This is a genomic window from Enterococcus sp. C57, from assembly GCF_040887305.1.
Lineage (GTDB): Bacteria > Bacillota > Bacilli > Lactobacillales > Enterococcaceae > Enterococcus_B > Enterococcus_B hirae.
This window is the reverse complement of the sequence record NZ_JBFOFP010000012.1, coordinates 31,984-50,478: the sequence shown is the minus strand read 5'-3', so window position 1 is coordinate 50,478 and position 18,495 is coordinate 31,984. Positions and strand designations below refer to the sequence as shown.

The 18,495-nt window shown below is 35.8% G+C and carries 24 protein-coding genes and 1 tRNA gene; 10 read left to right on the top strand and 15 right to left on the bottom strand.

Annotated elements, in window-relative coordinates; translation table 11 throughout:
* Positions 1 to 9: 9 nt before the first annotated feature.
* Together AB5M32_RS12930 and AB5M32_RS12925 are read right to left on the bottom strand one after the other, a co-directional pair.
* Entirely contained in the window at positions 10 to 498 is a 489-nt protein-coding gene (locus AB5M32_RS12930) for a hypothetical protein (RefSeq protein ID WP_010719310.1), read from the bottom strand.
* Between the two features lie 109 nt (positions 499 to 607).
* Positions 608 to 805, bottom strand: a complete 198-nt coding sequence (locus AB5M32_RS12925; protein WP_010719311.1) for a hypothetical protein — start codon at positions 803 to 805, stop codon at positions 608 to 610.
* Positions 806 to 1,151: 346 nt separating this feature from the next.
* Here AB5M32_RS12925 and AB5M32_RS12920 point away from each other — a divergent pair, with 346 nt between their 5' ends.
* From AB5M32_RS12920 to AB5M32_RS12910, 3 genes are all read left to right on the top strand, one after another.
* Positions 1,152 to 1,883, top strand: coding sequence for a C39 family peptidase (locus AB5M32_RS12920; protein WP_034700662.1), 732 nt, complete (start codon positions 1,152 to 1,154; stop codon positions 1,881 to 1,883).
* A 58-nt stretch (positions 1,884 to 1,941) separates the two neighbouring features.
* Positions 1,942 to 2,361 (top strand): hypothetical protein, encoded by a 420-nt coding sequence (locus AB5M32_RS12915; protein WP_126344052.1) that lies wholly within the window; start codon positions 1,942 to 1,944, stop codon positions 2,359 to 2,361.
* Between the two features lie 45 nt (positions 2,362 to 2,406).
* Positions 2,407 to 2,479, top strand: a tRNA-Gln gene (locus AB5M32_RS12910).
* A 77-nt stretch (positions 2,480 to 2,556) separates the two neighbouring features.
* On the opposite strand, the gene AB5M32_RS12905 is transcribed toward AB5M32_RS12910, so the two are convergent.
* From AB5M32_RS12905 to AB5M32_RS12895, 3 genes are all read right to left on the bottom strand, one after another.
* A complete protein-coding gene (locus tag AB5M32_RS12905; RefSeq protein WP_178286337.1) occupies positions 2,557 to 2,928 on the bottom strand; it encodes a YxeA family protein in 372 nt (123 codons plus the stop codon).
* Positions 2,929 to 3,154: 226 nt separating this feature from the next.
* Positions 3,155 to 3,343 carry a hypothetical protein gene (locus AB5M32_RS12900; protein ID WP_010719315.1) on the bottom strand — a complete coding sequence of 63 codons (189 nt, stop codon included), beginning with the start codon at positions 3,341 to 3,343 and terminating at the stop codon, positions 3,155 to 3,157.
* An 18-nt stretch (positions 3,344 to 3,361) separates the two neighbouring features.
* Positions 3,362 to 3,625: a hypothetical protein gene (locus tag AB5M32_RS12895; RefSeq protein WP_010737474.1), complete on the bottom strand. Its 264-nt coding sequence runs from the start codon at positions 3,623 to 3,625 to the stop codon at positions 3,362 to 3,364.
* 163 nt (positions 3,626 to 3,788) lie between these two features.
* Between AB5M32_RS12895 and AB5M32_RS12890 the strand changes: the two genes are divergently transcribed.
* Positions 3,789 to 4,046 carry a hypothetical protein gene (locus AB5M32_RS12890; protein ID WP_010719317.1) on the top strand — a complete coding sequence of 86 codons (258 nt, stop codon included), beginning with the start codon at positions 3,789 to 3,791 and terminating at the stop codon, positions 4,044 to 4,046.
* Between the two features lie 80 nt (positions 4,047 to 4,126).
* On the opposite strand, the gene AB5M32_RS12885 is transcribed toward AB5M32_RS12890, so the two are convergent.
* From AB5M32_RS12885 to AB5M32_RS12875, 3 genes are all read right to left on the bottom strand, one after another.
* Positions 4,127 to 4,318 (bottom strand): hypothetical protein, encoded by a 192-nt coding sequence (locus AB5M32_RS12885; protein WP_010719318.1) that lies wholly within the window; start codon positions 4,316 to 4,318, stop codon positions 4,127 to 4,129.
* Between the two features lie 107 nt (positions 4,319 to 4,425).
* The gene (locus tag AB5M32_RS12880; RefSeq protein WP_010719319.1) at positions 4,426 to 4,728 is read right to left on the bottom strand and encodes a hypothetical protein; all 303 of its coding nucleotides are present in this window, start codon (positions 4,726 to 4,728) and stop codon (positions 4,426 to 4,428) included.
* A gap of 12 nt (positions 4,729 to 4,740) precedes the next feature.
* Positions 4,741 to 5,175 (bottom strand): universal stress protein, encoded by a 435-nt coding sequence (locus AB5M32_RS12875; protein ID WP_010719320.1) that lies wholly within the window; start codon positions 5,173 to 5,175, stop codon positions 4,741 to 4,743.
* Positions 5,176 to 5,518: 343 nt separating this feature from the next.
* Here AB5M32_RS12875 and AB5M32_RS12870 point away from each other — a divergent pair, with 343 nt between their 5' ends.
* Complete coding sequence (locus tag AB5M32_RS12870; RefSeq protein WP_010737411.1) at positions 5,519 to 6,136, top strand: LysM peptidoglycan-binding domain-containing protein; 618 nt, start codon at positions 5,519 to 5,521, stop codon at positions 6,134 to 6,136.
* Between the two features lie 66 nt (positions 6,137 to 6,202).
* On the opposite strand, the gene AB5M32_RS12865 is transcribed toward AB5M32_RS12870, so the two are convergent.
* The 6 genes from AB5M32_RS12865 to AB5M32_RS12840 form a co-directional block, all read right to left on the bottom strand.
* Complete coding sequence (locus tag AB5M32_RS12865) at positions 6,203 to 6,739, bottom strand: ClbS/DfsB family four-helix bundle protein (RefSeq protein WP_178286339.1); 537 nt, start codon at positions 6,737 to 6,739, stop codon at positions 6,203 to 6,205.
* A gap of 82 nt (positions 6,740 to 6,821) precedes the next feature.
* Positions 6,822 to 7,583, bottom strand: coding sequence for a class I SAM-dependent methyltransferase (locus tag AB5M32_RS12860; protein ID WP_010719323.1), 762 nt, complete (start codon positions 7,581 to 7,583; stop codon positions 6,822 to 6,824).
* A 408-nt stretch (positions 7,584 to 7,991) separates the two neighbouring features.
* The gene (locus AB5M32_RS12855; RefSeq protein ID WP_010719324.1) at positions 7,992 to 8,282 is read right to left on the bottom strand and encodes a hypothetical protein; all 291 of its coding nucleotides are present in this window, start codon (positions 8,280 to 8,282) and stop codon (positions 7,992 to 7,994) included.
* Positions 8,275 to 8,553 (bottom strand): DUF2089 family protein, encoded by a 279-nt coding sequence (locus tag AB5M32_RS12850; protein ID WP_010737470.1) that lies wholly within the window; start codon positions 8,551 to 8,553, stop codon positions 8,275 to 8,277. Before AB5M32_RS12850 ends, AB5M32_RS12855 begins: the two co-directional genes overlap by 8 nt.
* 272 nt (positions 8,554 to 8,825) lie before the next feature.
* Positions 8,826 to 9,170 carry a metal-sulfur cluster assembly factor gene (locus tag AB5M32_RS12845; RefSeq protein ID WP_010719329.1) on the bottom strand — a complete coding sequence of 115 codons (345 nt, stop codon included), beginning with the start codon at positions 9,168 to 9,170 and terminating at the stop codon, positions 8,826 to 8,828.
* A gap of 131 nt (positions 9,171 to 9,301) precedes the next feature.
* Positions 9,302 to 10,249 carry a YitT family protein gene (locus AB5M32_RS12840; protein ID WP_174270241.1) on the bottom strand — a complete coding sequence of 316 codons (948 nt, stop codon included), beginning with the start codon at positions 10,247 to 10,249 and terminating at the stop codon, positions 9,302 to 9,304.
* A gap of 152 nt (positions 10,250 to 10,401) precedes the next feature.
* On the opposite strand from AB5M32_RS12840, the gene AB5M32_RS12835 reads away from it, so the two are divergent.
* Complete coding sequence (locus AB5M32_RS12835; protein WP_010719331.1) at positions 10,402 to 10,893, top strand: YajQ family cyclic di-GMP-binding protein; 492 nt, start codon at positions 10,402 to 10,404, stop codon at positions 10,891 to 10,893.
* A 134-nt stretch (positions 10,894 to 11,027) separates the two neighbouring features.
* Here the strand turns inward: AB5M32_RS12835 and AB5M32_RS12830 are convergent, their stop codons facing one another.
* Positions 11,028 to 13,391, bottom strand: coding sequence for an ATP-dependent DNA helicase (locus AB5M32_RS12830; protein WP_094940571.1), 2,364 nt, complete (start codon positions 13,389 to 13,391; stop codon positions 11,028 to 11,030).
* A gap of 638 nt (positions 13,392 to 14,029) precedes the next feature.
* On the opposite strand from AB5M32_RS12830, the gene AB5M32_RS12825 reads away from it, so the two are divergent.
* From AB5M32_RS12825 to AB5M32_RS12810, 4 genes are all read left to right on the top strand, one after another.
* Entirely contained in the window at positions 14,030 to 14,656 is a 627-nt protein-coding gene (locus AB5M32_RS12825) for an MBL fold metallo-hydrolase (protein WP_063627038.1), read from the top strand.
* A gap of 27 nt (positions 14,657 to 14,683) precedes the next feature.
* Positions 14,684 to 15,388 carry a histidine phosphatase family protein gene (locus AB5M32_RS12820; RefSeq protein ID WP_034700670.1) on the top strand — a complete coding sequence of 235 codons (705 nt, stop codon included), beginning with the start codon at positions 14,684 to 14,686 and terminating at the stop codon, positions 15,386 to 15,388.
* A 165-nt stretch (positions 15,389 to 15,553) separates the two neighbouring features.
* Positions 15,554 to 16,387: an undecaprenyl-diphosphate phosphatase gene (locus AB5M32_RS12815; protein WP_010737464.1), complete on the top strand. Its 834-nt coding sequence runs from the start codon at positions 15,554 to 15,556 to the stop codon at positions 16,385 to 16,387.
* Positions 16,388 to 16,567: 180 nt separating this feature from the next.
* A complete protein-coding gene (locus tag AB5M32_RS12810) occupies positions 16,568 to 18,487 on the top strand; it encodes a heavy metal translocating P-type ATPase (protein WP_178286341.1) in 1,920 nt (639 codons plus the stop codon).
* Positions 18,488 to 18,495 lie beyond the last annotated feature (8 nt).

The following is an 18,495-nucleotide window of genomic DNA, read 5'->3' as shown; positions in this document are numbered from 1 at the left end:
TAAAGTAACTTACTCTTGATCAGAATCAATCATAATATCAATTTCGGCATCATCATTTAAATGCTGTGCTAAAAAAGTGACCAACTCTTCCATTGATACAGAAAATTTCAGCATGGGTCCACGCCAACCGTTACGAAAGAAATTCATTTTTATGATGGAAGATCCTTCCGGTTGATACAAAACGATTTTATTGATCTCAGAAAAAGGAACACCTTTTTTATCAAAGCTATTTAGAACAAGCCCATCTTCTGTTATACCACGACTATCTAGTAAAAAGCTGATGAAAATTAGCGCTGACAAGACCCCTTTAGCCAATTCATCTGCAGTTGGTTGACTAATCAGCGTAAACCAAAGAACTAAGATTGCCAGAAAAGGCACGACTAAGTAAACCCAGCGATTTCTAACCGTTCGATAGACGATTTCTCGACGTACCAACCATAAAAACAAACACATAACAAAGACAAATAAAAATAACAGTAAAGTAAATATACTAATCATCTAACTACACCTCTTTTCTCTTTCCAAATACTCGAAAAAGAAATAAAAATTACAAGCAAAAGGACATACAGTACCGATTTCGTTACTGTACGTCCAAAATCATTTCTTCTTATTCAAATGTTTCGTATTTTGCAACAACCATACTTGCTTTTTCTTCTAATAACTCTTGATCTTCCATTGCGCATTGAGCAACTTTGACTACGGCACAATTCGTCATTTTTGAAACAACTTCTCCGATAACTGCTTTTGTAAACCCAATCGGTTTACATGAATATTGCTCTCCTAAATTAATCATTTCTTCCGTCATCAAAATCCTCCTAAACTACCAAGCTCTTTTATAAGGTAACTGTTTTTTTCAAACAGTAATTGCTCTTTCAAATAAACATCATCTAAAAACATTTGTTATTTGACCTGCGATTTATTTCGACCTTACTGGCATTATAGCGTACTGTTTTCGTTTTCACAATTAAAAACTATCAATAAATCGAAACATTTTTTTCAATTTAAAAAAAATTATTCGGCTATTGATCCTGTGATTTTTCAGGACTTTTGTCTTTTTATTTTAAATTTGGAAAACAACATGTCAAATTTTTTATTTTATTTTTAAAAAAAAGCATTATAATATGTAAATATCAGAAAAAAGGGGAATTATTATGAAAAGATTCATTGGTAAAAAAATATTATTCTTGGCAGTCCTATTATTCGTTATTTTTTCTGCCACCACTTATTTTCACCATTCACACAATGTTGGAAAGGATACTGAAAAAGTAAGTAGTTATGCTAAAAAACAAGTTTTACTTGATGTCCCCTTGGAAAGCCAATTCACCGAGCCAGCGTTAGGAAATGGCTGTGAAGTTACTTCACTGTCCATGCTGCTTTCTTATTATGGTTACGAGACTTCTAAAAATCAGTTAGCTCAACAATTGAATTACGTTCCTGTTTTTAATGCTGATGGTACACATGGCGATCCTAATGAAGGATTTGTTGGGGATATCAGCGGTGGAGATTGGGCAATGGGTGTCTATGTCCCGCCTATTGCTTCGTTGGCGCAGACAATCGTAAAAACAGATTATCATACTCTTCCAAAAACCGATGCAACAATCAATGACATTAAGAAAGCTTTACAACAAGGAAAGCCTGTATGGGCCTCCGTTACTTTAGATTTCCAAGTGCCTACTGATACTGATTTCGTTACTTGGCAAACAAACAATGGACAAGTAAAAGTGACACCATTAAACCATGCCTGTGTAGTTACTGGTTATGACAATGACAATATTTATGTAAATGATCCTTATGGAGAAAAAAATAGACCCGTAGCAATCAAAGATTTTGAGGCAATTTTCACCTCAATGGGTGGTCAAATGTTGACTTTAGAGAAAAGCTAGTATTTTTATAAAAAATACATTATACTCTAGCTAAATATGATGGAAAGGATTGAAGGAAATGGAAAAAATTCATAAAAAAATAGATCCTAATGAAATTCCGATTATTTTCGTTCGTGATGTAAATGGTCATACACCAACCAAAGTTTCCGTCAAGGAATGGACGGATCGCTATAGCCCAGTTTCACTCAATGAGTTACAGATCAAACTTTATCGTCAAGCATTAGCCTATTATTCTGAGAAAGATTATGCAAAAGCGATTGATTTATTGAAATTTTTAATCTCACAAACAAACTATACACATTTTGAATACATCGAACGTTTGGCAACGATCTATCGAATCATCGATGCTCCACTAAAAGAATTTCAGTTACTTTCTAATACATTATCAATTGCCAATTTGATCCCACTTCCATCTGGTTTAATCAAGAAGTTAGAAAGACGAATGATCACTGTCAAAAAAAAGCTGGATAAAGAGTAATCTCTTGCATTTTCTTTGTGTCGTGCTATGATCAAATTGTTCGATTGGGATGTAGCCAAACTGGTAAGGCACTTGACTCTGAATCAAGCAATTGCAGGTTCGAACCCTACCATCCCAATAAAAAAACCAATCAGAAACTCAGTTTTCTGATTGGTTTTTTTATATCTTCTTTAAGTTTACATAATAAAATTATAATTATCCAATGATAGCTAATGCTTTTTTAGGTACTTCTTTTTTGTCAACTTCTTCATATGACTCGACGTGAGCGCCCTTATTAATAATCTTTAAATAATGTCCTTCTTTTAAAATAGATAAACCTGTAAATTCAATCGTTCGTTCATGTCCCTTTTGATCGGCAGCTTTTTGGATATAAGTCGCTGTTCCATATGAATTGACTTCATCTGGTTTTTTCGTCTTGACGTATACCTCTCCTTTTGTTACCAACGGATTTAACTGGTCTACCACACCTGCCATCTCATCGTGGGCGTTTTGCGTATAAAACTTCAAGCCCACTAATGCGACTCCTGCAAATAATACCGTTCCAATAACTACTTTTACTACTTTCATTTTTCTACCTCCTATTTTTATTTCATTATATCCATAAAAATAAACGGCTTCATCCGCCTCTAGTTGGAGATTTTTCTCCTACTTTGGCACAAAAGCTTTTGCTCACCCTTGTTCTAAATAATGCTCAATATTAAAAAACGCTCAAAACGGCTAAAACCATTTCAAGCGTTTTTTTTAATAATAAAATCATGAGCAACAATTTTGCCATATGATTAATTTCTTGTAATTAATACAGCCTAGTTGGATCATAATGATAAACTACATTCCCGTTCAATAATGCCTTACCTACGACATATTTACGATTCTCTAATTTTAGCCACGCTTCACGAAAAAGCATGACCTCTTCTCTTTTGACCTCAATTTTTTCAATTTTTCCGTCAATCAATTCTTGGATAAGTGCTTCGTATGGATTCATTGTTCTCCTCCGTCACAATCAATACGTAGTAAAAATTGGTTCATGATCTACTTTTGTATCTAGGTCTGTTCTGACATTTACCGTTGTATATAAAACTTTTTCAACAGGTATACTATAATAATTGTCTTCGCTACTGCTGAATTGGTGTACACCTTTTTTCGTCAGAATACCATTGATTTTATTCATCAGTACTCTTTTTTCTACACTATTACTGACCACATAGTAAATCACACGTATATTGTTTACTAAATGTAAATCGACTTCTAACATTACTTGATCCATGAAAATTTCATCCTTTCTTTCGGATCAATTATAGCAAGAAACTTCTTGTTAATCAAAAACCTTTGTATGTCCTTCTTGGTTATCAATTAAAGAAATACTTGCATCATTTGATACAAAATGTTATTTTGTATCAGATATCATTATTATTCTGGGAGGCACTCTCGTGATTGCGATTGGTCAGCTTGTTTTTTACATTCCATTTTTCATCATGCTAAGTATTCTTTTCTATTACATAAATTGGACAAAAAAGAAACTATCTGTTTTACTTGTTTCTCTTCCAAGCATCTATTTTACTTATCAAATCTTTTCTTTCCGCCATTGGGAAATCCCTTCTGTCTTAATTAGACATGTCATTAGTTTAGTTATTTCAGTCATTATACTGATACTTTGGATATTTTATTTATTAAATAAACAAGATTAGTGTGTGTATAGATTGTGAATAAACGAACAAAAAATGAGTGTGAAAAAAGTGAGCAACCACTTTTTCACACTCATTTTTGATCATTCATTTACACCAAAGAAAGATTTGAACCGTTCAAGGATTGATGCTTGTTTTAAATCAATAAACTGTTGGGCAACAGAAAATTTGTCCTCTAGCAATTCTTTATTTGATTCAATCAAAATTTTTGCTTCTTCGTACTTCTTTTCTTTACATAGTTGCTTGACTTCATTCAATACATCACCAGCACTCATCTTTTCACCTACTTCAGTTATTAGGAACCTGTTGATATAAAAGGTTGTCTCAATGTTGAATGTTTACGATTCTTTCACACAATGAACTTTCTTCCGCAGCACAAAAGCTATTCTTTTTGATCACTTGACGTGATAAACCGGATCGACTCTTGGTACTCCCGATAGTCTCTACTATAAAGATCTGTTAATCGATCTGGCAAAACGAACCAAGCTGGATGGTACCCATTTACAGTGACAGGAAATCCTTTCTCTTGCAGACTATCACCATCCCAGCGTAAGGCAATCGCTGTTTTGCCTGACCATTTCACTAAAGCAACAGAATAACCTTTTTTCGTCTGCGTACCATCTTCTAAAATTTTGAGGATTTCTATTTTTTCTTTAGGAGCTGTAACCTCTTGTGGACGTACCATTCTTTCCCCTCCTTATTTGACCACTAACACACTGCAGGGCGCATGAGTAACAACATAAGATGCTGTAGAGCCGACTAAAGCTTGTTGGATTGCTCCTTTACCAGTAGCCCCCATGACAATCAAATCGATCGCTTCTTGTTGTGGAAACACCGTCCCAATCAAGTTACGTGGGTCACCCGTTTCAACAATAGCATGGATGTCATTGATCCCATATTCTTTCGCATCATGGATCTTTTTTAACATTTCGACTTCTATCTTCTGTTTTTCTTCTGCATAGATTTTTGAAAATGCGTAGGCGCTATGTGTCAACTCTACTTTATTGATGATCGAAACGATAAATAATTCGGCTTCATTATCTTTCGCTAAATCTAGCGCTTCCAAAAAAGCTTGTTCTGATTGCTTAGACCCATCGACAGCTACCATTATTTTTTGATATCTCTTACTCATGTTATCGCCTCCTTGTTTCTATTATTGTAACATCACATGCTAAATTTAAAAAAAATTACGCTGTTTTCAATTATTTCGTATTTATTTTCAAAAAATGTAGCTTTTTTTTACTTGTTTCTAGTGTTTATTTTTCTCATCAATTGTCCTTGTTAGTGGTTTATTTTAAACGTTTATGACGGTTTTCTCATTGTTTTTCACATTTTATGATAATCTGTTTGTTACAAAAAACGTATCTTTGTTACAAAGTGTCATAGAGCTTTTACCTATGAAATATTTTCCCATGGTAAAGTATTCCTCGTTGGACACAACAAAACTATTTTTAAATTTATGAAGGAGATCTTACATGAAATCACTTAAAACATTACTATTAGGAACAACTTTGACTGCCGGCGCACTATTCTTTATGGGAACATCTGCACATGCGGACGAAGCTTATACCGTTCAATCAGGTGATACGCTATCAACGATTTCTCAAAAATACGTTGGTGATAACTCCTTGATCCAAACTATTGCAGAAAAAAATTCAATCTCAAACATCAACTTGATTTATTCAGGTCAACAATTAACAATCCCAACAGGCGAACAAGCAGCAACAACACAAACAGCTTACCAAGCGCCTGCTCAAACAAAAACAGTGGCTGAACAACCAGTGAAGCAAGAACCAGTTCAACAAGCAGCACCTGCTCAACCAGTTGCTCAAGCAACGCAAACAGCGGCACAAGCAACACCAGCGACAACAAACACAAGCTCAGCGAAAGAATGGATCGCTCAAAAAGAATCTAGCGGTTCTTATACAGCAACAAACGGTCGTTACATCGGACGTTACCAATTAGATTCTTCTTACTTAAATGGTGACTATTCAGCAGCAAACCAAGAACGAGTTGCTGAACAATACGTATCTTCTCGTTACGGCTCATGGGAAGCAGCTAAATCTTTCTGGGAAGCAAACGGTTGGTACTAATATAAAATAGCTTGTTTAAAAAGCGAAGGTCCCTCTTTAGGATCTTCGCTTTTTTATTGATTCTATTCATTTATTTTTTTGAGATTGTTTTAACTTCTTGATTGCCCATTCGTAGTGACTGGAAGTTGCAGAAATGAAATAACTACCTAATGTGGTATTCCCCACCCATGCAAATTGCTTTTTCTGGAATAACTCTTCATCACTCAATGCATCTAATTTTTTCATTACTTGCTCATGGCTTTTTTTCAGATCGTTTTCAGCTTCCACTAAAGAAGTTGTTTGATGCTTTTCTACAAACTCTTCATTCATCTTCCCGTAGGTTCGCCAATTATACGGTTCAGGCAAGAAATTTCTTTCTTCCCCGTTAAAGTTGCTTTCAAGCCATCGTAACAATAGTTGATGCCATTCGTATAAATGGATCAATACATCTTTTAAGTCTTTGTCTCGTCGCCAATGTGCTTCCTTTTTTTTCGCCAAAAACTCTTCACTAAATTGAAAGGATTGCTTGCGATCTTCCTCACTCATACCGTTAATTAATTTCCATAAATCATCGAATTGGCTGTTTGCTTTTTCAAGCAATTCATCTTTTGATTTTGGTCGCATATGACACCCCACTCTTTTTTGCTAAATCACCTGCTCACCACAAGGGATTTCAAAATGATTTGTAGTAACTTTTATGTGTACATTATTTTGTGTTACGAGCAACAAAAGCAAAACGATGCTGCAAATTATAAATCGTACCATGTCGTTTCAACTCTTCATAAAGTCCCAATAACTCTTTGAAATTTTTCTCAACTGTAAATCCTGGGTATTCCCATTCAATCGTCCGTACATAAAAGATCAAACTATCCATATCAAAGAATTGTTGATTCAAATAGGCTTCGTCACAAAACAAAAGATCAAAATGGTGCTGTTCTAGTTCTGCTTTCACTAAGGAAAGATGAAAATCAAAACATTCTTTCCTTACTTCTGGCATCAAACGAGAAGCCAAATTCAACCCGTTGAAATCTCCTACTTGTTGAGAAATAAATAACCCATCTGGTTTCAAGACACGCTTCACTTCAGCTACTGCAAAAGATTCATGAGAATTGATCACTAAATCAAATGAATCATCTGGAAAATCCAATACGTCCTCTTCCCCCACAAATTTTACTGTTACACCTTGAGGGTCAAGTGTTTGTAATAATAGCTGGTAATTAGGCGGATACCCTTCCGTTACTGCTGTCTGTTCATAAGGATGGTTAAATGTTTGTAACAATTCACCTCCACCTGTTCCCATATCTAATAGAGACATAGTTGGAGTTAAATAATTTAAAACAAGCTCTCGGTAATCCCACGGAGGCTCTTCACACGACCATTTCCCATCTAAATAGGAAAAATCCCAGCCAGTAAAATTTTTCTGTTGTTCCTCACTTTTAAGCCACTCTTTTTTTAATTGGTCCATCATCTTTTATCGCTCCAGTCATTATGATTTTATAATCGTTGACGGCGATATAGTCGATTGGATAAAGCATACTCGATATAGGTCTATCCATTCCACTATATCGAGTAGCTACCTCGTTGTTTTCTCATGTTCATTCTCCTTTTGATTGACTTAAAAACAGTATATCATGAAAACCAGGACTAGAAAACGCTTACTAAAAAACTTGTCTTATGCGTTTGCTTAGATTGTTAGATAATTTGGAAGCTATAATTTTTTTGAGTTTCAACGACCTCTTTCGCAATTATTTTCCTATACTGAACAACCTTTTAGTACATCAGCTATCTGAATATTTTACATAGAAAAAAACTCTTCTATCAGCTTTTACTAAAAGCTGTTAAAAGAGTTTAAGTTAGTGTATCAGCCAATAACTCATTATTGATTCAAGATATCCTTTGCTTTCATTTTTTCCATTTCTTTTATTGTCTTTTTTTTCTTTGATTCTTTTCCGCCTTCATAAATACAGATCAATGTAATCAAACCAACAATAGGCATTAATATATTTCTAAATGTTAGATTTAAATGACCTGTCAAAACGATAAAAACAACTAAACCACTGAAAATCACTGGTAAGATCGCTCCCATATATTTATTCCCTATATAACCACTTAAGGTTTGAAACCCAATCACACCAGCAATAAATAGAAGTTGTATTATATTATTCATCTATACTCTCCCTATGTTTTTTTATAATTTCTTTTGCTACGTCTAAACTTATTTTTTCGTTAATCACGAGTTGCATCATTGATACTTCAAAAGAATCTTCTTGCTTTCCATCAAAAAGTTTTATTTTTTCAATTAATCTATCTAACCTTATTCTTACTGTTGGGTAACTAACTTCATACTCTTTTGCTAACTGCTTTAAGGAACCTGATGCCAACAAAAATTTCTTAATAAATACTTGTTCCTCAGGTTCTAAATTAAAAAACCATTCCATTCATTAACCTCCCAACAAAATATAAATATAATTAAACAAAGTTTAACATTGTTAAAAATAAAACACAACTTAATTTATAAAAAATTTGTGATACGATTTGAGTAGAAAAAGAGAGAGGGATAAAAGTCGTTATCATTTATTCATATTTTGACAATTTTACTTCATCAAGCATCAATTTTTACAAAACAAAAACTCCCTCACCAACTTTTTCTAAAAGTTGATAAAGGAGTTTAAAAGTTGTTTACTCGTTGAATATGAAACCCGTGTCAAAATTATCTGATACCAAGTGCAATTCGTGCATAGCGACTCATCTTATCGGTCGTCCAGGCTGGATACCAAACTAGTTTGACTTCTGCCTTAGTTACTTCTGGCACTTCTTTTAAGGCGTCGTGGATTGATTCAGTTAGGATATCAGCTAACGGGCAACCCATGGTTGTTAAGGTCATTTTAATGACTGTTTCTCCGTTTTCTGGATCAAATTCGATTTCATAGATCAAGCCTAGGTTGACGATATCGATCCCTAGTTCAGGGTCGATGACCATTTCTAAGGCAGCTAAGATTCGTTCCTTGATTTCGTTGACTTCTTCTGCAGACCATTTTTGGTTTGCTTCGCTCATCTTGCAGCACTCCTTCATGCAATTTTCATTTATCATACTCTTTTTTTGCTCATTTGTAAATGAGAATCGAGAGGTTCTATTCTCATTTAGCAGGTTGAAAACAGAAAATTCTTCTGACTTATTTAAATCAATTATTGTTTTTTAGTTTTTGAAGGAGTTTTCTTTATTTCGGGAAAGACACCCGTAGAACGGTAAAGATTTTGTTCGCTTTCATTAGCAAAACGGCCAAATACCGAATGCGTTGGTAAAATATTGATAAAAGCATCTTCGTCGATTTCATGGACGATTTGATCTAAATCATACATTTCATAACGAGTGATCACCATCATGATCGTTTTACCTTCTTTTTTAGAATAGCCACCGATTGATGGCAAGAGGGTCATTCCTCGAACCATATTTTGAGCGATCGCTGCGGTCACTTCATCTGGTTTAACCGTCACAATCATGGCGGTCACTTTTTGATGACTCGTATGAATCGCATCAATCACTTGGGTCATGGCATAGATAGAGATAATCGTATAGAGCGCACTCTCCCAGTTAAAAAGAAAGCCCGCAATCACCACGATCAAACCATTTAACATCAGCATATAATTTCCAACGGTTTTCCCCGTAGTTTGTGAAAGGACTAAAGAAATAATATCCATTCCTCCAGTTGTAAACCCCATTTTAAGTGAGATCCCTACACCAACACCTAACAAAACACCGCCGACTAAGGCATTCATTAAAATATTGTCCGTCACCTGCCCAGTGGGAAGTAAGGTAGTTGCTACCGATACGGCTACTACATTGACAAAACTTAAAATCGTTGCTCGTCTGCCTACTTTCAAGAACCCTAGAATAAAGACAGGGATATTCAAAATAAAGATAAAGGCACCTGTGTCCACTTTTACGTGGAGCCAGTCAGATAATAACGAGGCAATGATTTGGGCAATCCCATTCATCCCTGCGGAAAAGACGTTTGCTGGAATCAAAAAATAATTTAAGGCAACCGCTGCGGTCAATCCGGTGACTAAGATAACCACAATCTTTTTTAATATTTCATTTCTTTGATACACTGTCATAATCTTACTCACAAGCACCTCTTCCTTTCAAAGTTATTCCAATTGTAAGAATAACAGGTTATGAATTAAATTAAAATACTTGAATCATAAATGAGAATAATTTTAGTAAAGCTTCAACACAATCATTTGACTATGATACAATAAAATAAAAACAAATCAGGAGGATCACTATGGCAAAAGATGCAAGTTTTGACATTGTTTCAGAGGTCACAATCGAGGAAGTCAGAAATGCGATCCAGCAAACAATAAAAGAATTAACCAACCGTTTTGATTTTAAAGATTCGACTATTGATATCAAATTTGATAACAATAAATTAACCATTCTCAGTGACGATGATTTCAAGATCGAACAAATCAAAGATGTCTTGTTCAGTAAATTAAACAAACGAAATGTTCCAATCAAAAATATCCATTTCTCTGAATCAGAGCATGCCCTTGGAGGAAAAGCACGCCAATCCGCTGAACTTATCAATGGCATTGATCGGGAAAATGCCAAGAAAATCACAACTGAGATCAAAAATTCAAAGATTAAAGTAAAAACCCAGATTCAAGAAGATCAAATTCGTGTAACTGGAAAAAACCGTGATGACCTTCAAGCGGTGATTGCGTTATTGCGAAAATTAGATCTGCCAATCGAACTTCAGTTTACTAACTATCGTTAACAGATAGCTTTACTTGTCAGACAATGAAACAATTGATCAAATACGCGCTTGAACAGATAAGACACCTGAATCTACCAGTCGTTTGTGGTTGATTCAGGTGTTTTTAATTTTAAACTACTAGCGCTAGAGTAATTTCACATCTCTAATGATTTACTTTTGTGCCAAAAATCGGTGATTTCTTTTGTGAGTTCAGAAAGGTTTCTGACAGTGGTCGCTGACTGCCAATGTCTTGGAAATAATTGGCGATAATCCAACCGAGTAAAACGCTGATCTGCTAACAAAACGATTCCCTGATCACTGGCATCTCTAATGACACGCCCCGCTGCTTGTAAGACTTTATTCATACCAGGTAATTGGTACGCATAAGCAAATCCCAGCTGATCTTTTTCGTCATAATATTCTTTGATCAACTCCTGCTCATGGTTCATTTGTGGTAATCCAACGCCAACGATCATACTGCCAATTAATCGGGTTCCTTTTAAATCGATCCCTTCTGAAAAGATTCCGCCTAACACACAAAAAGCTAGTAAGGTTTCGTCTGGATCAATTTGAAACTGCTTCAAAAATGTTTCTCTCTCAGTTTCACTCATCATGGTATCTTGAATCAGCACCTTAACATCTGGATGTTTTTCTTGAAAGGCTGTCACTGCCTGATCCAAATATTGGTAAGAGGGGAAAAATATCAAGTAATTTCCGATCTTTTCTTTTGTAAAATGTTGGATCGTTTCAATTAATCGAGGCATGTTCTCTTCTCGTTTACGATAGGTTGTTTCTAAATAATTTGTGATCAGCACTTTTTGGTTTTCTTCTGGAAAAGGACTTGGCAAGCGATAAGCTAAGCTCTCTTTTCCTCCTAGCGTTTCTTGGTAATAAGACAATGGCGAAAAACTAGCGGAAAATAAGATACTACTTCTCCCCTTAGCTAACGATTGTTCTAAAAAATCACTAGGATCGATGCAAAATGCTTTGATGATGAAATCTTGATAAGTTTTCTCTACAGTTGTTTCATAATGATCATCGTAAAATTCACTGATTTTCAAAAAGTGAAGTAAGTCAAAATAAAAGGGGAGTAACGTCTCTTGAATGGCATGTTCAGGATACTCTGCCAACCACTCTTGGATGTGCTCACTCAATTGATAACCAGCATTAACCAATGTGTCCGCGGGTGCTTTTTGATGGTGGTAGGTCCACCCATCTTCATTTGAAATTTCCTGGATCTGATCGAACGCTTTAAGTAACTTATTAAAACGTCGTCTTAACTTTTTAAATTCTTTTGGAATGAGTGCATAGACGTTTCTAGCGCTTCGATATGAAAGTTTTGCGGAGTACATCTCTCGGGAACGACTGACCAAATTATGGGCTTCATCAATCAGAAAAAGATGATCCTCATTTTTTTCGCCTTCAAAAAAACGTCGTAAATAAACAGTCGGATCAAACAAATAATTATAATCCCCAATAATCACATCACACCATAAACTCACATCTAGCGACAACTCAAAAGGACATAACGTATGTTTCTTCGCATAAGTTTCAATAACTTCTCTGGTGATTTGATTTTCATGATTCAATAAATCCCATAATCCTTCATTGATCCGGTTGTAATAACCGTTGGCATATGGACATTGATCTGGATTACATGTTGTTTCGTCTAAAAAACAAATCTTATCTTTGGCTGTCAAAGTCACACTTTTGGTCTCAGCACCCACATCTTTTAACGCCTCCAAAGCATCTTCAGCCACTTGTCTCGTGATTGTTTTAGCCGTTAAATAAAAAATGCGTTCTCCCTCTTCTTCTCCTATTGCTTTCAAGGCGGGGAACAGTGTAGAAACTGTTTTTCCAGTTCCTGTCGGTGCTTCGACGAATAATTTTTGTTTTGTACGAATCGTTTTATAGGCAGCGACTGCTAACTCTCTTTGACCTTTACGGTAGTTGTCATAGGGGAATTTCAAAGCCATCAAAGAAGCATTTCGAACGGTACGCCAATTCTCTTGAAAAATCAGCCATTCTTTATAGTCATCTGTAAGTTTTTTAAAAAACTCATTTAATTGTTCGATAGTTTGATGCTCAACTTTTCGGGTAATAATTCCTTCAGTAGTTTGATAATAAGTTAGTTGCAAATTGATTTCTTTTAAATCATGTTCATGACAATAAATATAAGCATAGGTTCTTGCTTGATGGAAAAATAATTCAATTTGTTCTTTTTCTAAGTCTTCATACCTCGGTTCCGAAGTTTTTATTTCATCAATATAATAGATGCCTTCTTTTTGGAACACGCCATCTGCTCGCCCTTCTATGATTAGCTGGTATTCCTCGAAGTGGACAGTCGTCTTTAAAAAGACTTCTTTTTCATAGTCTTCTCCAGCATCTTTTTGAAGCTTCCGATGGATCTTGGCACCTTCCAGTGCGGTATGGTTACTTTTTTTACGATTGTCGATACTGCCACGCCTTAAGATAAATTCAACAAGGTTACGTACCGATATTTTTGATTGCTTCACCACTCCCACTCCTTTGACTATAAGTCTACCTGAAAAAGAAAAGAATCGCAAAATACTAAAATCAAGCTTATCAATTTGCCGATTTATACGCCTCAACAGATGAAAGTATTACAGCTATTTACTCACTTTTTCCTTTCATAAGTATGTTTACAAAGCTATAGATTTGTTTACATTATTCAGATATCTCTCTCCCTTTACATTCATCATCGTTCACTTGAAAGTAAAGTAAAACATCCGAAAATAGCTTTTTGCATTTTCGGATGCTTCCCTTTGTTTTTCAGAGTTGGACATCATTGTCGCAAGCTCGAATAGGATATAGAATTAGGATTTTTGGATGAGCTCACTCTAACACCAACTTATTAAAAAGAAGTGAGAATTTTCTGTCCTCTTGTTTAAAATCTCTCAATACTTTTATTTTACATCTTGTCATTGAAATAAGTGGTTCATTTAGGAAGCAAGAAAACTCGGCTACAAAAAAACATGACTCAGCTCTACTATAATAAATTAATTCAATTAATTCATTTATTATTCATTCAATTCGATTTAGATTCAGCGTGGACCATTCCTCAAGTAGGGTCTTTTGTTTCATCTTATCAATTGAGTTATACTAGAATTAAGTAAGCGATCAGGAGGAACTCTTTATGCATATTGAACAAATCAAAACTGGGATGATCGAAGAAAATTGTTATTTGGTTTATAACGATGAAGCTTTACTGATTATTGATCCTGGTGAAGATGCAGCAAAAATCAAAACGCAAATCGAAAAAACGCAACAACAACCCGTAGCGATTTTACTAACACATACCCACTATGACCATATCGGAGCCGTCGAAGAACTTCGTCAGTTTTATCAGATCCCTGTATATGTTAGTCCATTAGAACAAAGTTGGTTAGGCGATCCGATATTGAATCTTTCTGGTTTGGGAAGACATGATGACATTGCGAATATCATTGTTTCACCTGCTGAATATGAATTTGAAATGAAAACCTATCGTCTAGGGAATATGACATTTCGGGTCGTCCCTACACCTGGTCATTCGATTGGAAGTGTCAGCTTTATCTTTGATGATTTTGTCGTATCAGGTGATGCACTATTTAAAGGCAGTATCGGTCGAACCGATCTATATACTGGGAATCTGGAGCAGCTGCTACACAGTATTCAAACCCAGCTGTTTGTGTTGCCAGATGAATTTGCCGTTTATCCTGGGCATGGAGATGCTACGACCATTGAACATGAAAAAAGAACCAACCCTTTCTTTAATGCTTAACTAACAAATCGATTGGAGGCTGTAAATATGACTAAAACCACTCTTTACATCGTCAGACACGGAAAAACGATGTTCAATACGATTGAACGTGTCCAAGGTTGGTGTGACACACCACTCACCAAACAAGGCCAAGAAGGAATCCACTATCTTGGAAAAGGATTGAAAGACGTTGATTTTTCTTTTGCTTATTCTAGCGATAGTGGTCGTGCTATTGAAACGGCACGTATCATCCTCAGTGAACATGCCAAAGGAAAAGATATCCCTTATTTTATCGATCAAAGAATTCGTGAATGGTGTTTTGGCTCTTTAGAAGGTGGGTATGACATGGAAATGTGGGGTGTTATCCCCCGAGTATTAAACTTCAAAACTTATGATGAGATGTTCACGACGGACGTAACTTTTGAACAAATTGCTAATGCTATTTATAACCTGGATACCGCTGGCTGGGCTGAGACCTACGATACTTTAAAAAATCGTGTATGGTCAGGATTTGAAGACATTGCGCACCATTGCGAAAAAAATGGTGGTGGCAACGTCCTAGTTGTTTCTCATGGGTTGACAATTGGCTTTTTACTCAGCCTAATTGACGTACATCAACCTGTTCGAGCAGGCTTATTAAATGGCAGCGTGACAAAAGTGACGTATGAAAAAGGCAATTTTTCAATTGAAGGAATCAACGATATTAGTTATATAGAGCAGGGAAAAAAACACTCGCGGGATTCTTTCTTATAATCATTCTGTTATCAAACACTGGTTTGCGAGTACTCACTTGAGTACTCGCTTTCTTATACCCTCTTGCTATTTATCAAGTTTTTCTTAACATCAAGAAAGCATTTGGTTTTCATTAGAAAGAACGGTATACTTAATACTGTATTTTATTTGGGAAGGAAGGTCCGTATGTTTTTTGCAAATATCATCAAAGCAGCTATCTTAGGAATTATCGAAGGGATTACCGAGTGGTTGCCGATCAGTAGTACTGGTCACTTGATCCTAGCAGATCAGTTCATCAAGCTAGACGCTAGCACACAGTTTATGTCGATGTTCAACGTCGTTATTCAATTAGGTGCTATTTTAGCAGTCGTCGTTTTATATTTTCATAAATTAAATCCCTTTTCTCCAAGCAAAACCACTATTGAGAAAAAAGATACTTGGACATTATGGTTCAAAGTCGTAGTCGCTTGTATTCCAGCAATTATTATTGGATTACCTTTAGATGATTGGTTAGAAGAACATTTTCATAAATTTCTACCAGTTGCGATCGTCTTAATCGTTTATGGGATTGCATTCATTGTTGTGGAAAAAAGAAACAAGACAAAAACACCACGTTGGACAACCTTAAACGATTTTACTTATCAAGCGGCGTTACTGGTTGGATTATTCCAAGTATTAGCGTTAGTTCCTGGAACTTCTCGTTCAGGAGCTACGATCCTCGGAGCCATTTTGATTGGTGCTTCTCGATTTGTAGCAACAGAATTTTCATTTTTCCTTGGTATCCCAGTGATGTTTGGTGCCAGTGGTTTAAAAATCGTGAAGTATCTAGCTGAAGGAAACTCCTTTAAAATGGAAGAAACGATTATTTTACTCGTTGGAACCCTCGTATCATTTATTGTCTCCGTTTTAGCCATCAAATTCTTGTTAAGTTATTTGAAGAAAAACGACTTTACAATTTTTGGTTGGTATCGTATCATTTTAGGGATCATTTTGATTGGTTACTGGTTTATCGCAATGTAACTGAATAAAACGAAGTCAAAGCACCGTATGATTACGGTGTTTTTTTATATTTATTCTAATTATCCCCTTTCCAAAAACGCGTTATTCTAAATGATAACTATTATCGTTCTCATTTAGCGATTTTTATTATCAATTAGAATTTTCGTGTGGTATATTGATTTTGTAAAGGAGGAAACAAATATGACTCGTTTAATACAGACATTTATCCCGACAATCGGTTGTTTATTACTTATAATTTTAGGTTTGGCTACTCAATCTTTTGTGCCTTTTCTAAGTATCATCTTTTATTTAGGCGCCATCTCATTCGGCGGTTTCAAGCAGACTCGTGAAGGGTTGACCGAACTCTGGCAGGAAAACACATTGAATGTTGACTTATTGATGGCCTTGGCAGCAATTGGCGCTTGTTTGATCGGTGATTTTTTAGAAGGTGCGATGCTTACGTTTATTTTCTGTTTAAGTGGCGCTCTCGAAGAATATACGACCAGTAAAAGTCAGCAAGAAATTACCGCTTTAATGAATCTACAGCCACGAAAAGCACAACGTTTAACTGCAAACGAAGAATTAGAAGAAATAGCTGTAACTGATCTTAAGATCGATGATCGGGTATTTGTCCCAAAAGGTGGAACGATCCCAATTGACGGCTATTTAGAAAGTCAACAAGCAACGGTTGATGAAGCAACATTGAGTGGTGAATCTGTACCAGTTGAAAAAGTTCCTCATGATGAGTTATTTGCAGGAACGATCAATCGAGGGAATCCTTTGATCCTACAGGTGACTAAAAAAAGTGATGAGACCGTTTTTGCTAAAATCATCCAGCTGGTTGAAAAAGCACAAAGCACCCCTACAAAGACCGCTTCTTTTATCTCTCGTATTGAAAATACCTACGTTAAAGGTGTGTTAGTCGTTGTTCCATTAATGATTCTTGTTTCATATTTCATTTTTGGCTGGAGTTTTCAAGAAAGTTTTTATCGGGGAATGGTTTTATTGGTTGTCGCCTCTCCTTGTGCGTTGGTTGCCTCTGCGACACCTGCAACACTAGCAGCCCTTTCTAACGCTGCCCGCAACGGTGTGCTGATCAAAGGTGGACTCCATTTAGAACAATTAGCTGATTTAAAAGCAATTGCCTTTGATAAAACCGGAACTTTAACGAAAGGTAAACCGATAGTAACTGATAGCTATTTTGTAAAAGATCAGAATCTGGCGCAACAAATCTTAGTTTCAATGGAACAAAAAACAACGCACCCCTTAGCTCAAGCAATCGTAACACATTTTGACATTGCTATACCAAAAGACATCCAAAAATTACCAATCGAAGAAATCACGGGGTTTGGTTTACGAACAGTTTACCAAGAAGCTCAGTGGATTGTAGGTAAATGGGAACCAGAAAAAACGTCGATAGCTGAAAAAGAACTTCTTGATAAAATTCGTTTACTCGAACAACAGGGAAAGACAGTGATTGTTTTAACCAAAGATGATCAATTGATAGCACTCATCGGCTTATTAGATGTGCCGAAAGAAAATGCCCAACAAGTCATTGACTATTTCAATAACCAGCAAATTGATACCAGCATGGTCACTGGAGATAACCAAGGGACTGCTGCAGCTATTGCAGAGAAAATTGGTGTTCAACACTTACTGGCTAACTGCACACCATCGGATAAAACACACTATGCACAACAGCAAAAAGAAAAGTATGCTGTCACAGCAATGGTTGGTGATGGTGTCAATGATGCCCCAGCTCTTGCAACTGCTTCACTAGGAGTTGCCATGGGACAAGGAACGGATGTCGCTATGGAAATCGCTGATATTGTCTTGGTAAAAAATGACTTGCAAAAATTAAGTTATGCCCACCGTCTTTCACTAAGAATGAAGAAAATCATTAAGCAAAATATTATTTTTTCTCTTACAGTGATTTGTTTACTGATCCTTTCTAACTTTCTGCAATTTTTAAATTTACCTCTTGGCGTGATTGGTCATGAAGGAAGCACGATCTTGGTTATCTTAAATGGGTTACGTTTATTGAAACCCTTACCTGAAGATACTTCCAAAAAATCACGTTGCACTGGCTGTCCCTTACAGCCGAATCACCACTCTATCTAGTTTTTCCA

Coding starts and splice junctions, on each gene's coding strand:
- AB5M32_RS12930 (WP_010719310.1), bottom strand. CDS start 498: ATGATTAGTATATTTACTTTACTGTTATTTTTATTTGTCTTTGTTATG.
- AB5M32_RS12925 (WP_010719311.1), bottom strand. CDS start 805: ATGACGGAAGAAATGATTAATTTAGGAGAGCAATATTCATGTAAACCG.
- AB5M32_RS12920 (WP_034700662.1), top strand. CDS start 1,152: ATGAAAAGATTCATTGGTAAAAAAATATTATTCTTGGCAGTCCTATTA.
- AB5M32_RS12915 (WP_126344052.1), top strand. CDS start 1,942: ATGGAAAAAATTCATAAAAAAATAGATCCTAATGAAATTCCGATTATT.
- AB5M32_RS12905 (WP_178286337.1), bottom strand. CDS start 2,928: ATGAAAGTAGTAAAAGTAGTTATTGGAACGGTATTATTTGCAGGAGTC.
- AB5M32_RS12900 (WP_010719315.1), bottom strand. CDS start 3,343: ATGAATCCATACGAAGCACTTATCCAAGAATTGATTGACGGAAAAATT.
- AB5M32_RS12895 (WP_010737474.1), bottom strand. CDS start 3,625: ATGGATCAAGTAATGTTAGAAGTCGATTTACATTTAGTAAACAATATA.
- AB5M32_RS12885 (WP_010719318.1), bottom strand. CDS start 4,318: ATGAGTGCTGGTGATGTATTGAATGAAGTCAAGCAACTATGTAAAGAA.
- AB5M32_RS12880 (WP_010719319.1), bottom strand. CDS start 4,728: ATGGTACGTCCACAAGAGGTTACAGCTCCTAAAGAAAAAATAGAAATC.
- AB5M32_RS12875 (WP_010719320.1), bottom strand. CDS start 5,175: ATGAGTAAGAGATATCAAAAAATAATGGTAGCTGTCGATGGGTCTAAG.
- AB5M32_RS12870 (WP_010737411.1), top strand. CDS start 5,519: ATGAAATCACTTAAAACATTACTATTAGGAACAACTTTGACTGCCGGC.
- AB5M32_RS12865 (WP_178286339.1), bottom strand. CDS start 6,739: ATGCGACCAAAATCAAAAGATGAATTGCTTGAAAAAGCAAACAGCCAA.
- AB5M32_RS12860 (WP_010719323.1), bottom strand. CDS start 7,583: ATGATGGACCAATTAAAAAAAGAGTGGCTTAAAAGTGAGGAACAACAG.
- AB5M32_RS12855 (WP_010719324.1), bottom strand. CDS start 8,282: ATGAATAATATAATACAACTTCTATTTATTGCTGGTGTGATTGGGTTT.
- AB5M32_RS12850 (WP_010737470.1), bottom strand. CDS start 8,553: ATGGAATGGTTTTTTAATTTAGAACCTGAGGAACAAGTATTTATTAAG.
- AB5M32_RS12845 (WP_010719329.1), bottom strand. CDS start 9,170: ATGAGCGAAGCAAACCAAAAATGGTCTGCAGAAGAAGTCAACGAAATC.
- AB5M32_RS12835 (WP_010719331.1), top strand. CDS start 10,402: ATGGCAAAAGATGCAAGTTTTGACATTGTTTCAGAGGTCACAATCGAG.
- AB5M32_RS12825 (WP_063627038.1), top strand. CDS start 14,030: ATGCATATTGAACAAATCAAAACTGGGATGATCGAAGAAAATTGTTAT.
- AB5M32_RS12820 (WP_034700670.1), top strand. CDS start 14,684: ATGACTAAAACCACTCTTTACATCGTCAGACACGGAAAAACGATGTTC.
- AB5M32_RS12815 (WP_010737464.1), top strand. CDS start 15,554: ATGTTTTTTGCAAATATCATCAAAGCAGCTATCTTAGGAATTATCGAA.
- AB5M32_RS12810 (WP_178286341.1), top strand. CDS start 16,568: ATGACTCGTTTAATACAGACATTTATCCCGACAATCGGTTGTTTATTA.